This window comes from Oculatella sp. LEGE 06141 (assembly GCF_015207605.1).
GTDB lineage: Bacteria > Cyanobacteriota > Cyanobacteriia > Elainellales > Elainellaceae > Oculatella.
In genome coordinates this window covers 49099-63318 of record NZ_JADEWO010000025.1, presented here as the reverse complement: position 1 = coordinate 63318, position 14220 = coordinate 49099, and the positions used below count along the sequence as shown (strand labels likewise).

The 14220-nt window shown below is 51.2% G+C and carries 10 protein-coding genes and 2 pseudogenes; 7 read left to right on the top strand and 5 right to left on the bottom strand.

Annotated features, from left to right (window positions below):
- Position 1 precedes the first annotated feature (1 nt).
- Positions 2-697 carry a response regulator transcription factor gene (locus tag IQ268_RS17320; protein ID WP_193881613.1) on the top strand — a complete coding sequence of 232 codons (696 nt, stop codon included), beginning with the start codon at positions 2-4 and terminating at the stop codon, positions 695-697.
- An 8-nt stretch (positions 698-705) separates the two neighbouring features.
- Here IQ268_RS17320 and IQ268_RS33475 read toward each other — a convergent pair.
- A pseudogene (locus tag IQ268_RS33475) lies at positions 706-789 on the bottom strand (molybdenum cofactor biosynthesis protein MoaE); the annotation flags it as partial.
- Between the two features lie 1132 nt (positions 790-1921).
- On the opposite strand from IQ268_RS33475, the gene IQ268_RS33470 reads away from it, so the two are divergent.
- Positions 1922-2098 carry a PT domain-containing protein gene (locus IQ268_RS33470; RefSeq protein WP_370584673.1) on the top strand — a complete coding sequence of 59 codons (177 nt, stop codon included), beginning with the start codon at positions 1922-1924 and terminating at the stop codon, positions 2096-2098.
- Positions 2099-2494: 396 nt separating this feature from the next.
- On the opposite strand, the pseudogene IQ268_RS33465 reads toward IQ268_RS33470, so the two are convergent.
- Positions 2495-2965 (bottom strand): annotated as a pseudogene (locus IQ268_RS33465) (NACHT domain-containing NTPase); the annotation flags it as partial.
- A gap of 380 nt (positions 2966-3345) precedes the next feature.
- Complete coding sequence (locus IQ268_RS17310) at positions 3346-3810, bottom strand: hypothetical protein (RefSeq protein WP_193881609.1); 465 nt, start codon at positions 3808-3810, stop codon at positions 3346-3348.
- A 181-nt stretch (positions 3811-3991) separates the two neighbouring features.
- On the opposite strand from IQ268_RS17310, the gene IQ268_RS17305 reads away from it, so the two are divergent.
- Positions 3992-4219: a hypothetical protein gene (locus IQ268_RS17305; protein WP_228035464.1), complete on the top strand. Its 228-nt coding sequence runs from the start codon at positions 3992-3994 to the stop codon at positions 4217-4219.
- 30 nt (positions 4220-4249) lie between these two features.
- Here IQ268_RS17305 and IQ268_RS17300 read toward each other — a convergent pair whose 3' ends face one another.
- The gene (locus tag IQ268_RS17300) at positions 4250-4732 is read right to left on the bottom strand and encodes a molybdenum cofactor biosynthesis protein MoaE (RefSeq protein ID WP_193881607.1); all 483 of its coding nucleotides are present in this window, start codon (positions 4730-4732) and stop codon (positions 4250-4252) included.
- A 121-nt stretch (positions 4733-4853) separates the two neighbouring features.
- On the opposite strand from IQ268_RS17300, the gene IQ268_RS17295 reads away from it, so the two are divergent.
- Complete coding sequence (locus tag IQ268_RS17295) at positions 4854-5684, top strand: YdcF family protein (protein WP_193881605.1); 831 nt, start codon at positions 4854-4856, stop codon at positions 5682-5684.
- Between the two features lie 531 nt (positions 5685-6215).
- Positions 6216-9338: a GAF domain-containing protein gene (locus IQ268_RS17290; RefSeq protein WP_228035463.1), complete on the top strand. Its 3123-nt coding sequence runs from the start codon at positions 6216-6218 to the stop codon at positions 9336-9338.
- Here the strand turns inward: IQ268_RS17290 and IQ268_RS17285 are convergent.
- On the bottom strand, positions 9315-10376 hold the full coding sequence (locus tag IQ268_RS17285; RefSeq protein ID WP_193881603.1) for an aspartate carbamoyltransferase catalytic subunit: 1062 nt from the start codon (positions 10374-10376) through the stop codon (positions 9315-9317). The genes IQ268_RS17290 and IQ268_RS17285 overlap by 24 nt on opposite strands.
- Positions 10377-10429: 53 nt before the next feature.
- Between IQ268_RS17285 and IQ268_RS17280 the strand changes: the two genes are divergently transcribed.
- Together IQ268_RS17280 and IQ268_RS17275 are read left to right on the top strand one after the other, a co-directional pair.
- On the top strand, positions 10430-13777 hold the full coding sequence (locus tag IQ268_RS17280; protein WP_193881601.1) for a PAS domain S-box protein: 3348 nt from the start codon (positions 10430-10432) through the stop codon (positions 13775-13777).
- Positions 13774-14220 carry a response regulator gene (locus IQ268_RS17275; protein ID WP_193881599.1) on the top strand — a complete coding sequence of 149 codons (447 nt, stop codon included), beginning with the start codon at positions 13774-13776 and terminating at the stop codon, positions 14218-14220. The genes IQ268_RS17280 and IQ268_RS17275 overlap by 4 nt, the downstream gene beginning before the upstream one ends.

Sequence of the window (14220 nt, the reverse complement as noted above, 5' to 3'; positions counted from 1 at the left end):
GATGGTATCTCCACCACTCAAAATTCTTCTGGTTGAGGATGATGAACTCTTCCGTCTCGGCTTACGGGTTCGGCTAGAGCGAGAGCCAGGGCTAGAAATTGTGGCAGAAGCAGAAGATGGTGAAACCGCGATCGAAATAGTCAAAGGCAATTCACTGAATATTGTCGTTCTCGATATTGGGCTACCAGGATTGGGGGGAATCGAAGCCTGTCGGCAGATCAGGCAGCTAGCGCCGAATCTTCCAGTTCTGGTGCTCACCTCTCATACGCAAAAAGCATTGATTAATCGAATCATTGAAGTTGGGGCACAGGGCTACTGCATCAAGGGTGCGCCATCACAGACGCTCATCCTTGCGATTCAATCGGTTGCAGCCGGAGCGTCCTGGTGGGATTCTGCGGCGACAACTGAGATTCGGGCTGCCTTTGAAAACAATGCCAGTGCTACATCAACGAGTGATTCAGGTAAATTGGCTCCTGTTCTAACTCGACGAGAGCAGGAAATCCTGGCTTTAATTGCGGATGGCAAAACGAACCAAGAGATTGCTCAGATGTTATACATTGCACCTGGAACAGTACGAGTTCATGTTCATGCTATTTTGCAGAAGTTAGATGTGCGCGATCGCACCCAAGCAGCAGTTATCGCCATTCGAGACAAACTGATTGCTGAGGATCTACTATCTGAGCCAACCGATTTATAATCCTTGCGCTAGCAACTCTGTTCAGGCTGTTCGCAAGCACCAATACTGACCCAACTGCTGGAACCATCCTGCCAATGTTCCTTTTTCCAGAAAGATCCAAGATTCCGTGCTAAAAATGGCTTTGCCAATGAGCGACATTCACCGATCGCAACACACACAGCTCTAGATCTGCCGCTGCCCATCGTATTTTATTGGCGTTACTCTGGCTTATCCTATACTTTGTATGGGAACGCCTTTATTCTGCTTTCCGCTTCTCTATGGTGAGATTGTGCTTGGAGCGATCGCCAGTTCATAGGATTGTCTTCGCGATGGAAATACAAAATTCGCACTAATGATCTGCAATGTTTCACCCTGGATCTGTAACCGTCCTGTTCCAAACAGCATGGTTCGAGTTCTGAGAGGATGTTTGATAAGTGCTGAACGTCACCCGAACCGCCCCCTAAATCCCCCAGAATTGGGGGACTTTGAAACAGAACTGGCTCGGAAGTCCCCCAATGTTGGGGGATTTAGGGGGCAAATGCAGTACATTTGCTACTTTTCAAACATCCTCTGAACTCGAAGAGTCAACCTCAGAAGTCAAATCGTCGGGTTCTGACCTGCAAAATGGTCGAGCAACTCTCGGTGCAAAAAGCGATAGCGACCCCCGACCCGTTGCAGCAAGCGACGCTCGACGCAGTAGTTGAGAAACCGCGCCAAATTCCAGGGGGCGATGCTGCTCTGCCAGAGGACGAAGCGCAGGCAAACATGCTGAACGCAGGCAAGCCCGCCTCCCACCAAGAAGCCAAAGAGCAATGCTCCGAAGATACCTGTAACTAAAAATGGCGGAAAGGCTGTCCAGAGAGCATCGAGAATTGTGCCAATACTCTCTCCTTGACTGACACCCAGGGCAACAATGCTAGGAAGTTCTGTTATTCCAAATGTAAGAACAATGCCAATGGGGTAGCAGAGGGCAGTCGTCCAAACCATGCTTTGCAGCGAGTTCCAGATACCCTGGTTGGGGCGCGATCGCAGTTGCAACTCTTGCTTTAGCCCAACAATCAGCCCAAAAATCAGCCCAACAATTAGCCCAACAATCAGCCCAACAATTAGCCCAACAATCAGCCCAACAATCAGCCCAAAAATCAGCCCAACAATCAGCCATTCTTGCAAACTTGCTAAAATTTTTCGTCGCACGTCCTGCGACATCGAAATTTTGAATGCCTCAACAGGTGCAATGTGTTTTAGATCAACAATCAGCCCACCAATCAGCCCACCAATCAGCCCACCAATCAGCCCACCAATCAGCCCACCAATCAGCCCACCAATCAGCCCACCAATCAGCCCACCGATCAGCCCAACAATCAGCCCACCAATCAGCCCAACAATCAACCGATAGTGTCGTCGTGCCTGTGGTTTTTCTAGCCAAAGAGGTTGGATCTGTTCAATCAATAATTCAACCGTCGTATTGGCTTGTAACTGGCGTGCCAGCCAGCGCAACGTTTTTAGGGTTTCTCGTCGATCGGGTTCCTGGTCAGGGTTTTTGTATGCCCACCGTTTACGGTCTGTCTCTTTACGGCGATCGCTCTGCCGTACCTCCAGCGATAACTGGCGATCGATGTATTGACCGAGTAATTCCTCTCGCGTTTGAAACGGATATTGAACATCATAGGTACGAGCCGCTAACGTGATGAACAACGGCACTCGCAACAATCCTGGATCGCCCTCCTGATCAGGTTCGAGTAACGCTTGCAGAACCGGGGTTGATTGAATGGTTGACCAGAATTGAGAACAATCAATCCGGTTCAGATAGTCTTGAATCTGCTCATCTGATAACGGCTCCAAACAGACCGAACCTCTGAGGTTATCCAGTTTGATGTTGACCTGGGCAAACTCTTTAACTCGGCAACACACCACCAGTTGCGGATAATAACGGGCAAACTCATTCAGTTTCGAGGTGCATTGTTTTTGCCGTTCCAACCCCAGTTCATCCAATCCATCCATTAATGGCAACAACACTCGCTGGTCTAGCCATTGCTCAAAAAACCTGGTTTTACGATCGCGCTTATACAAGTCATACAGTTGATCAAGTAACCAGGCTTCAATGCTTTGCCCCTCTCGCCAGGTTGAGAGTTCAAAAATGATTGGAATCACAGTTTTAGGTTGAGCGATCGCCCCACACACCAGTTGTTCTGCCAGACTGAGCAACGCTGTGGTTTTTCCAGCTCCGGGGTTTCCTAAAATTAATAACCTACCGCGCACATCTTCTTGCCCAAACGACTCAATCAACATCTGTTGCCAATCGAGAATGCCCCGGTCTTCGCCCTGCACCTGCAAGTGACGATTTGCCTGCAACGGTGAACGCCCAACCCACGATAACTGCTCATCTAACGAGATTTGCATCAGGGAGCGATCGCGCCCCAGAGTGTCTATGAGCCGTTTGCGGATATCGGGCAATTGCTGATCTCTAAGTAAGCGTTGTGCCCAATCCCAATCCACTGAGGGAGATGCAACCTGACCAAACAACCGCCAGATCACAGCATTGATCGTGACCTGGTTATCATGACTATTTTGAAAACTAACCGCATTTTGTCCAGCTTGCGCGAGTTGAACCTGGCTGTTTTCAATTTTGCTGCCATCAATATTTTGATCTTGCACCTCAGCTCCTTTGATCAAAACCCAAAAAAGGCAGCAGCAACGCCGATCCAGGGTGCAACGGTTTTAAAGATTTCGGCTCCGGTCTGCCACAGGCTCTTTCCGGCTTCGGTGGTGTCTTTCAGCGTTTTCATAGTCTCACTTACCTGCTTCAGGTTTTGCCCCACCAATTCTTTTTGAGGCGTTTCCTTTGCGGCTTCCCGTTTCGCAGGTCGCAGATAGTCGAGCAATTCTTCCTGCTGAGCAGAACTCAACGACGCGGCTTTGATTGCGGCTTCCAATTGCTCTAACAGCGTCACCACCTCTGTTGCAGTGATACCTTGCTGCTGAGTCTGCAAATCTCCACTCTGATTTTGCTGAAGATTACCTCCCGCCTGCCCCAACTGCACCATGCCGCCTGTCAGAGACACATTGCTGAGGCTTTGCGATTGGTTGGGTGGTTGCGATTGAGATGGCTCAGACGAGGGCTTTTTGCCAAACATAACTGTTTACTCAAAGATTCTCTCCATCATACGTACAAGCTCTGGATGGTGCAAAAAAGTATACAAATAGTGGCGATCGCCTCCTGGCTTTAGTTATGGCCTCTTGCTCTAGCAAATCGAGACACAGCATAGAATAAGGACAGCTTAAGAACGATCGCCCGTCACGCTAACCCCAAACATCATGATGCAGACCCTAACCCTGATTGGACAGATCGACACTAATGGGCATCTTCGGCTAGATGTACCAACTGCGTTACCTCCAGGTGAAGTTGAGTTGGTTTTGGTCATTAATCCTGCTGCACCTCAAACTGCCCCATCTCCCCAATACGATTTCTCCAACCTGGTTGGTAAACTGCAATGGCAGGGGGATGCGATCGCCACTCAACGGACATTAAGAGATGAGTGGTAATCGATATGACTTGATGAATGAGATCGCTCCCTAACAATTTTCTCCAGGTTGCTCACATGCTCCAATACTCACCCAACTGGTAGAGCCATCCTGCCAATGTTCTTTTTTCCAGATGGGGGCGTTGTGTTTGAGGGTATCGATCGCATACTGACAGGCGGCAAATGCCTCCGAGCGGTGAGGACAACCAACAGCAACCAATACACTGATTTCACCAATACTCAACTTGCCCGTGCGGTGATGAATCACCACTCGCGTTACATCTGTCCAGGTTTGGCGAATCTGTGCGGCAATTTGTTTAAACACCTCGATCGCCATTGGTTCATACGCCTGATATTCCAGGGCAACCACTGGCTTACCGTCCGTTTGGTTTCGCACCATACCGCTCATAACTACCACAGCACCATTGGCCGGGTCGTCTGCCAGTGCGTAAACCTCCTCTATTGATAAAGGAGCAAAGGTCATTGCAACGTGATCTGAATGATGGGTTGGAGGAACGCCGAAAGCAGTTTGCATGAGCACCAAACGTAAGGGTTTCACAAAAATAGAGACGATCGCTTGCCAGACCCCCAAAGCAATATGCCATAACAGTTCCTAGAATAACGTAGCCACTTGAGCTAACACACTAGGGCGAGTCATGCAAATTGAACTTTTCACACTGATTGCCACATTGGATCCGTCCCTTTGTGAACAAACCAGCATTACAGGAGAATGGGCAGGCTTTACCTGGCAAGTATTTGGTTGGCTTAATGCACCAGCCAGGGTTTTATCTATTCTAATGATTTGGATTCTGCTACCGTGGCTGATTCGATCATGGCGCTGGAAGCGGCAAACCAGTGGCGTGGGGCTGGGGCTGTTGTTGGCCTATTTGATAGTTGCCTCTCCAGTCGTTACTCGTATTGGCAATCGAGTGTTGGTCAGCACCCTACCCTCGGATTCTGGAGCCACAGCCGATGCGATCGTCATTCTGGGGCGAGGAAGCGAATTAACCCCGTCCAGAGTGAAGGTTGCCGCCGATTTATGGCAGGAGCAACGGGCACCGCTGGTGTTTACGAGCGGCTGGGGCGATGCCTTACCGATGGCGCAGCAGTTGCAAGCAAAAGGGGTGTCGCCAGCGGCGATCGATGGTGAACCCTGTTCTCGCACTACCGAAGAAAATGCGCGGTTTACGATGTCATTGCTTCAACCACAGGGGGTTCAGCGTATCCTGCTAGTCACCGATCCGCCCCACATGTTGCGATCGCTCCTCACGTTTCGCAGCCTGGGAGTCGAGGTGATTCCTCACCCCAGCCCGTTGCCCAACACCATCGACCGCCGCTCGGCCACCTTTCTGGTCTTCAGAGAGTATTTAGGGTTGGTCAGCTATGGCCTGTTGGGTCGTTTCTTTCCACGCGGCATGGCGGATCTAGAAGTCGCGCGCGCGGCTGAAACCACTCCAGTCCCTTTAGCCGAACCCATTGTCCATTAAATAGAATCATTCACCTGGGTTTAAGCCACTCCAGATTGACGTTAACGCTTGCCAATTCGACGACAGTAAGAGCGATCGCCTGTTGTTGCGAAAGCGATCGCTCTTGCTTGGGATGCGTCGGAATATTAAAACATATTTCAGTTTATGCCATAGCAAGTACATACATGAAATATTCGTAATAGATGAAATGTTAAAAAAATCTAAACCAGTCGGTTCATCAGGTTGAATCGACTAGCACTGCCGCTTGTTCTTATCGGCAATTTCGCCTGAATTGCACGCATTTTCTCAATCTGCAATGTTGCTTCCTCTCCATTGATGGATCGAAATGGCTGTTTACCGTTTATATAAGCGGTTTATTTTTTGCTCAACCGTGAGCAATGAACAATTTAGCATTGCAATCCATTCAGGGTAGGGTGAAGCGCTCCGGTATCCATTAGCGTTTCTCTGATAGCACGTGTTTACTCAACGGTGCCGCCAACCGATCTACCAAGCAGTACCCGCAGATAGCTGACTCAGCCAGAATGAAAAGCAATGATGCCATCCTTTAGCCGTAGAGCGATCGATCCCAAAGCTCTTCAGCCGCTTCTTGAGAGCAACATAGAGGAGGATTGCCGTGACATTGCCACGTTAGCGGCCTCTCTCTTCCAGGTTCCGATCGCGCTAGTAACCCTGATTGATTTCAATAAAACAGGGCAACGGTTTGGTACGGGGGCAAATAGGCTACAGGTTGAGGGGTTGAATGCGCTGGATATCCAGACCTTATCTCAACCGGAATGGCTGGTTGTGCCCGATGTTTTGCTGGATGACCGCGTCCCGGCTACCATCGGCGATATTGCCGCTCCGGCTATTCGCTTTTATGCTGGGGTGCCGCTGGTATTAGAGGCCGACCAACCTCTCGGCACCTTATGCATCATGGACGTTGTTCCCAGAGAGCTGACCCCTCAGCAACTGGCTGACCTGCAAATTCTGGGTCGTCAACTTCTGAACCAGCTAGGACTACGGCACTATTTGAGTCAACACGCGCCCGCCAAACACACCTTGCAGCAGCGCCTGGAGCAGGAGAAACTGATTGTTGAGATTACTCAACACATTCACCAATCGCTGGATCTAGACGAGATTTTGCAGACGGTTGTATCTGGGGTGCGACGGTTTCTGCAAACCGATCGCGTCTTTATCTACCGCTTTGAACCCGACTGGAGCGGAATCATTGTGGTTGAATCCGTTGCACCTGATTGGTCTTCTGTGTTGGGACGAAAAATTAAGGACTCGTTTTTTGGAGAAGCTGTGGGGCGATCGCTCTACGAGCAGGGGCGCATCCAGGAGACAGCCGATATCTACACATCGGGTTTATCGGCTTGCCATGTCGATTTGCTATCTCGGCTGCAAGTGCGCGCTAATCTTGTGGTGCCCATTGTCCAGGAAACGAAGCTGTGGGGATTGTTGGTCGCCAACCATTGCGCGGCACCGCGACAGTGGCAACCGTTTGAAATTGATTTACTCAATCAGCTAGCGGCTCAAGTGGCGATCGCCATTCAGCAAAGCCAACTTTATAAACAAACGCGCCATCAAGCCCAGCGGGAGCAAGCCCTGAACCGGGTGATTCAAACCATCCGTAACTCGCTGGATTTATCGACAATTTTTTCAACCGCCGTCTACGAAATTACTGAACTGCTCCAGGCCGATCGGGCTTCTATTTCCCAATACCTGCCAGAAGAGGGAATTTGGCGCAAGATGGCGATCTACTGCAACAAACCAGAGTCACTGGACGACCTAGGGTTAGTGATTCCAGATGCCAACAATCCGGTGGCAGAACAGCTAAAACAACTGAACGTGGTGCGAGTGGATGACGCTCAGGAGTTAAAAGACCCGGTTAACCAGAAACTAGCTGCACAGTATCCGGGTGCCTGGTTAATGCTGCCGCTGCATTCGGGTTCCAGTAGTCTAAATCCGCCTAAGGTTTGGGGGACGGTCTGCTTAATCAAGAATCAACCCTCGTTTACCTGGCAAGACTCAGATGTGGAGCTGTTACGGGCGATCGCCGATCAGTTAGCGATCGCCATCCAGCAATCTGAACTGTATCAGCAGGTGCAAACGGAACTCAACGAACGCAAACGCGCCGAGCAAACCATTCGCGAGCAGGCGGCCTTACTGGATGTGTCTACCGATGCCATCTTAGTTAGCAACCTCGATCACCGCATTCTGTTTTGGAACAAAGGAGCAGAGCGGCTATATGGCTGGACGGCAGAGGAAGCGATCGGGAAAAATGTCAACCTGTTGCTGTATCGAGAGCCGCTGAACCAACTGCCAGACATTCAAAAAGCGCTGACCCATCGGGGCGAATGGCAGGGCGAGTTAAACAAAATCACCAAATTGGGCAAGCCAGTGGTGGTTGAAAGCCGCTGGACGCTGGTACGAGACGAAACCAACCAACCTAAATCTATTCTGTCGGTTGATACGGACATTACCGAAAAAAAACAGCTAGAGTTGCAGTTTTTTCGCACTCAGCGGATTGAAAGCCTGGGAACACTGGCGGGTGGCATTGCCCACGACCTGAACAATGTTCTCACGCCCATTTTGGCGATCGCCCAATTGTTGCAGTTCAAATTTTCAGATTTAGACGAACGCAGTAAACAACTGCTGCAAACGCTAGAAACCAACGCGAAACGGGCGGCAGCACTGGTAAAGCAGGTGTTGTCGTTTGCCAGAGGCGTGGAAGGCAAACACACCGTCTTGCAAATCAAGCACCTGATTGCGGAAGTCAGGCAGATTGCTAAAGAAACCTTTCCCAAGTCTATTGATGTTCAAACCAATGCTGCCCGTAACCTGGCGACGGTTCGAGGCGATGTGACGCAGCTTCATCAGGTGTTGATGAACCTCTGCGTCAACGCCCGCGACGCTATGCCCGATGGTGGTGTGTTGGAAATTACGGCTGAAAATCTAACCGTAGATGACCATTACGCCCGGATGCATCTGGATGCTCATGTGGGGGATTACGTGGTGATTGCCGTATCCGATAGCGGCATGGGCATTGCCCCGGCGATTGTCGATCGCATCTTTGATCCGTTTTTCACCACGAAAGAAGTGGGTCAAGGTACCGGATTGGGGCTTTCGACGGTTAGCGGTATTGTCAAAAGCCACGGCGGGTTTATTGTGGTCAACAGTCAGATGGGTCAGGGAACTCAGTTTAAGGTCTACCTGCCTGCCGTACAAACTACCGAACCAGTGCTGCCTGAAGAATTGGAGCTGCCCAAAGGACGGGGAGAATGGGTGCTGGTGGTGGATGATGAAGCGTCGATTCGAGAAGTTTCCAAAGCCTCGCTTGAAGCGTTTTCGTACCAGGTATTGACCGCTAGCGATGGTATCGAGGCGATCGCCCTCTACGCGCAGTACCGAGAGAAAATCGATCTGGTGCTGGTAGATATGATGATGCCAACGATGGATGGGCCTATCACCATTCGCACCCTACAGAAAATGTGCCCCGATATTAAAATTATTGCCGTGAGTGGTTTGGTCGCATTTGAGCAAACCGCCCTCACCAACGATACGGGTGTGCAAGCATTTCTATCTAAACCCTACACCTCGCGAGATCTGCTGCGGACGGTGCATCGCGTACTCAATCCTGATGGTGTTTCACACGCGTCCACTTCCCATTAAATACAGCAACGCCATCCGCACAGCAACACCGCTGGTAACCTGTTGAGCAATCAGGCTGAAAGCCGGATCATCCATTAAATCGGAGCTGATTTCAACGCCGCGATTCACGGGGCCTGGGTGCAGCACTTTAACGTGGGGTTGGCACAGTTTGAGCCGATCGCGCGTCATCCCAAACTGTTGGTGGTACTCTCGCAGGCTGGGCAACAAATGCTGCGTCATCCGCTCTTTCTGAAGCCGTAACGTCATTACAAAGTCGGCATTTTCCAGCGCGGCAGGCAGCGACCAGTGCAAAAATAACTGACCCAACGGTGGCGATGGCTCTGACTCGGTATGGCCGGAGTGGGGAATGCGATCGCCCGTGGCCGAAGTTCTGGCTGAGTTCTGCGATACAAATTCGGCAAACCACCTGGGTAACAGCGTTGGTGGCCCCGCCAAATGCACCTCGGCTCCGCTGGCAGTGAGGCTCCAGATGTTCGATCGCGCCACTCGTGAATGCAGGATATCCCCGACGATCGCAATCTTTTTGCCGCGCAGCAGCGCCAAATGCGGTTCATTCGGGTCGAGTAGGGTGCAGATGGTAAACAGGTCGAGTAAAGCCTGGGATGGGTGTTCATGCTGTCCGTCTCCGGCGTTCAGCACGCCAACATGGGTGTTGAGCCGATCCATTTCTTGCGCGATCGCCAGCGGCACACCTGCCTCGCGGTGACGAATCACCATCATATCCGTCCCCATTGCCAAATACGTCTTTGCCGTGTCTAAAATAGTTTCGCCTTTTGTGATCGAAGACGTGCCGGGGGCAAAGTTTAAAATGTCGGCAGACAGCCGTTTGGCCGCCAGCTCGAAACTGCTGCGGGTGCGGGTGGATGACTCAAAAAATAAATTGGTTACTACCTGTCCTTGCAGGGTGGGTACTTTTTTGGTACGGCGGGACAACACTTCCCGAAAGCTAGCAGCCGTTTGCAATACTGTGTCATACTCTGCTGGCGTAAAGTCGGCGAGGGAAATAATGTGCCGACGAAACCATGTCGTATCAGCCATATTAGCCACAATTGTGATTCAAACTACAATTAAGCAGCAGCAGTTATGTCGCTATGTCTGAAGCCCCTCTTCCAACGAGTGAAGCCGATCGTCTGGCCGCTTTAGAACGGTACAACATTCTGGATACTTCACCAGAGCAAGCGTTTGATGATTTGACCCGTTTGGCCGCTTCTATTTGCGATACGCCGATCGCTCTGGTTAGCCTGATTGATTCCACCCGACAATGGTTTAAGTCTAAAGTTGGCATAGAGGCTGTGCAAACACCACGCAATCTTGCCTTTTGCGCGCATGTCATTCTACAGCCTGACCTTCTCATTATTCCAGATGCGACTCAAGATGAGCGGTTTGCCGATAATCCGTTAGTGACCTCCGATCCGGCTATTCGCTTTTATGCGGGTGCGCCGCTGGTTACCCCCGACGGCTATCCGCTGGGAACGCTCTGCGTTATTGATCGGGTGCCGCGCACCCTGAACTCCGAGCAGAAAGACGCGCTGCAAGCCCTGGCTCGACAGGTGATCGCCCAACTCGAAATGCGGCGAGCCTTGAACGATTTGACTGAATCGCTCGATCGCCAGCAGCGCACCGAAGCGGCTTTGCGCCAGAGTGAAGAACGCCTTCATCTCATTGCTCGAACCACTAACGATGTCATCTGGGATTGGAATTTGCAGACCAACCAGGTGTGGTGGAACGAAGGCATTCAAACGCTGTTGGGCTATAAAACCGATATCGTTGGGCGCAACGCATCCTGGTGGTACAGCAACATTCATCCTGAGGATCGCGATCGCGTTCTGGCTGGGATTCGGACGGCAATTCAAACTGGAACGAACTGGGAAGCAGAGTATCGCTACCGACATGCTGATGGTTCCTATCTCTACGTTTCTAACCGCAGCCAGATTGTTCATAACGAGGCTGGAACCGCCATTCGTGCCGTGGGTGGCATGGTCGATGTTACAGAGCGCCAACAGAGGGAAGCAGAGCGATCGCACCTGTTGAAACGGGAGCAAGATGCCCGGTCTGAGGCCGAAGCCGCTCGCCAGCGCACGATTAGCATTCTGGAAAGCATTACGGATGCCTTCTTTGCGGTCGATCGCGAGTGGTGTTTTACCTATCTCAACCAGCAGGCTGAGCGGTTGCTACAACGGCAACGCGCCAACCTGGTCGGCAAGTTGTTGTGGGATGAGTTTCCAGAGGCCGTTAACTCGCCCTTTCAGCAGCACTATCACCGTGCGATGTCGGAACAGGTCAGCGTTGAGTTTGAAGCGTTGTATTCGCCGCTCAACACCTGGTTTTTAGTTCATGCCTATCCGCTAGAGGGTGGTTTGTCGGTTTACTTTGAAGACATCAACGAACGCAAGCAGGCCGAAGCTAAACTGCGCCAATCAGAAGAGCGATATCGCCTGCTGTTTGAAAACAACCCGCATCCTATGTGGGCCTATGATATTGAAACGCTCGCCTTTCTCGCGGTTAACCAGGCGGCTATTCAGCACTATGGCTATTCGCGAGACGAATTTTTAGCAATGACCCTCTGCGACATTCGCCCTGCCGCCGAGATTCCGGCTTTGCTCACGAACATTGCCAACGTTTCGAGCGGGTTAGATGCGGCGGGGATCTGGCGACATTGCAAAAAGGATGGCTCGATCATTGAAGTTGAAATTATATCCCACACGCTAACGTTTGCCGGACGGCGAGCCGAAATTGTGCTGGCAAGCGATGTGACCGAGCGCAGACGGGCAGAGGCGGCGCTACTGGAAACGACGACGCTGCAACAGGCGATTTTGGACGGGGCTGACTATACCATTATTTCAACTCAGGTAGATGGCACCGTTCGCACCTTTAATGCCGCCGCAGAACGGCTGTTGGGATACAGCGCCGATGAGGTGGTTGGCAAAGTAACGCCATCTATTTTTCACGATATCAATGAAGTCGCGTATCGAGCCAAAGAATTGACCGCAGAACTGGGAATTCCGGTGGCACCAGGGTTTGAGGCATTTGTGGCTAAAGCGCGATTGGGCAAACCCGATGAGCAAGAATGGACGTACATTCGCAAGGACGGTTCCCGCTTTCCTGTGCTGCTATCAATTACGGCACTACGCGATTCGACTGGAGCTATTACCAGTTTTCTGGGGATTGGCAGTGACATTACGGAGCGCAAGCGTGCCGAAGAACAGTTACGCTTCCAAAGTCTGCGATCGCAGCTTTTTGCTGAAATCACGCTCAAAATCCGGCAATCTCTGCAACTGGACGAAATTTTGCAAACCAGCGTCACGGAAGTGCAGCGTATCTTCCAGGCAGATCGGGTGCTGGTATTCCAGGTGTATCCGGATGGATCGGGACAGGTTGTGAAAGAAGCCGTTGCCAAAGGGTGGATGTCTGTACTCGATTTAGGAGTGACAGACGATTGTTTTGGTCAAGATTACCTGCAAACCTACCAGCACGGACGAATCTACACCATTGAAGATCTCGATCGGGCGGAGGTTGCCCCCTGCCTCGTCCATTTTCTAGACACGCTTCAGGTGAAATCAAAGCTGGTGATACCGATCTTGATCAAAGAGGAGTTTTGGGGACTGTTAATTGCCCATCAGTGCAAAGTGCCGCGCCACTGGTCGGATTTTGAAGTTGATCTGATGCAGCAACTCGCAAACCAGATTGGAATTGCCCTGGCACAGGCACAGCTCCTGGAGCAGGAAACGCAGCAGCGCCAGGAATTGACCCGCTCTAATGCTGATCTGGAGCAGTTTGCCTATGTAGCGTCCCACGATTTACAGGAACCGCTGCGGATGGTTGCCAGTTATCTTCAGTTGCTCGAGCGACGTTACAAAACTCGGCTGGATGCGGATGCAGATACCTTTATTAACTATGCTGTAGACGGAGCCACCCGGATGCAGACGCTCATTAACGATTTGCTGGCGTATTCACGGGTGGGAAATCGGGGTAAGGTGTTCAACCGCACGTCGGGAACGGTGATTGTCGAACGGGCGATCGCCAATATTAGAGCCACCATTGAAAGCAGCCATGCCCTTGTTACTTACGATCCCCTGCCCGATCTGATGGTTGATGCTTCGCAATTGACGCAAGTTTTGCAAAACTTAATCAGCAATGGCATCAAGTTCTGCCAGGATACTGCTCCCCATGTTCATATCCAGGCCAGGCAGGGGGATGGGGAATGGGTTCTCTCGGTGCAAGACAATGGGATTGGGATCGACCCGGAGTATTGCGATCGCATCTTCTTGATCTTCCAGCGATTGCACCAACGTTCGGAATATCCGGGTACGGGGATTGGGTTAGCGATCTGCAAAAAAATTGTTGAACGGCATGGCGGGCGCATCTGGGTTGAGTCAACGCCTGATCAAGGTTCAACCTTCTACTTCACCATCCCCGATCGCAGAGATGTCCCCGCATGAACCAGACCCCAATTGGTAGACCGATCGAAATTTTGTTAGTAGAAGACAATCCTGGTGATGTTCGTTTAACGCAAGAGGTATTACGAGACGGACGGGTTCACAACCACCTGAGTGTGGTGTCCGATGGGGTAGAAGCCCTTGCTTTTTTGCTAAAGCAGGGTAAATATGCCAGTGTCCCCCGGCCTGACTTAATCTTGCTCGATCTCAATTTGCCCAGGCGAGACGGTCGAGAAGTGTTGCAGCAGATCAAAAACCACCATGCCTTGAAGCGAATTCCGGTGGTGGTGCTAACCACCTCCCAGGCCGAGGAGGACATTGCTAAAGCCTATGAGCTGCACGGGAATTGTTACATTAGTAAACCCGTTGACTTAAACCAGTTCATTCGAGTGATTCGCTCGATCGAAGAGTTCTGGTTGACCATTGTAAAGCTACCGTTGGAGTGA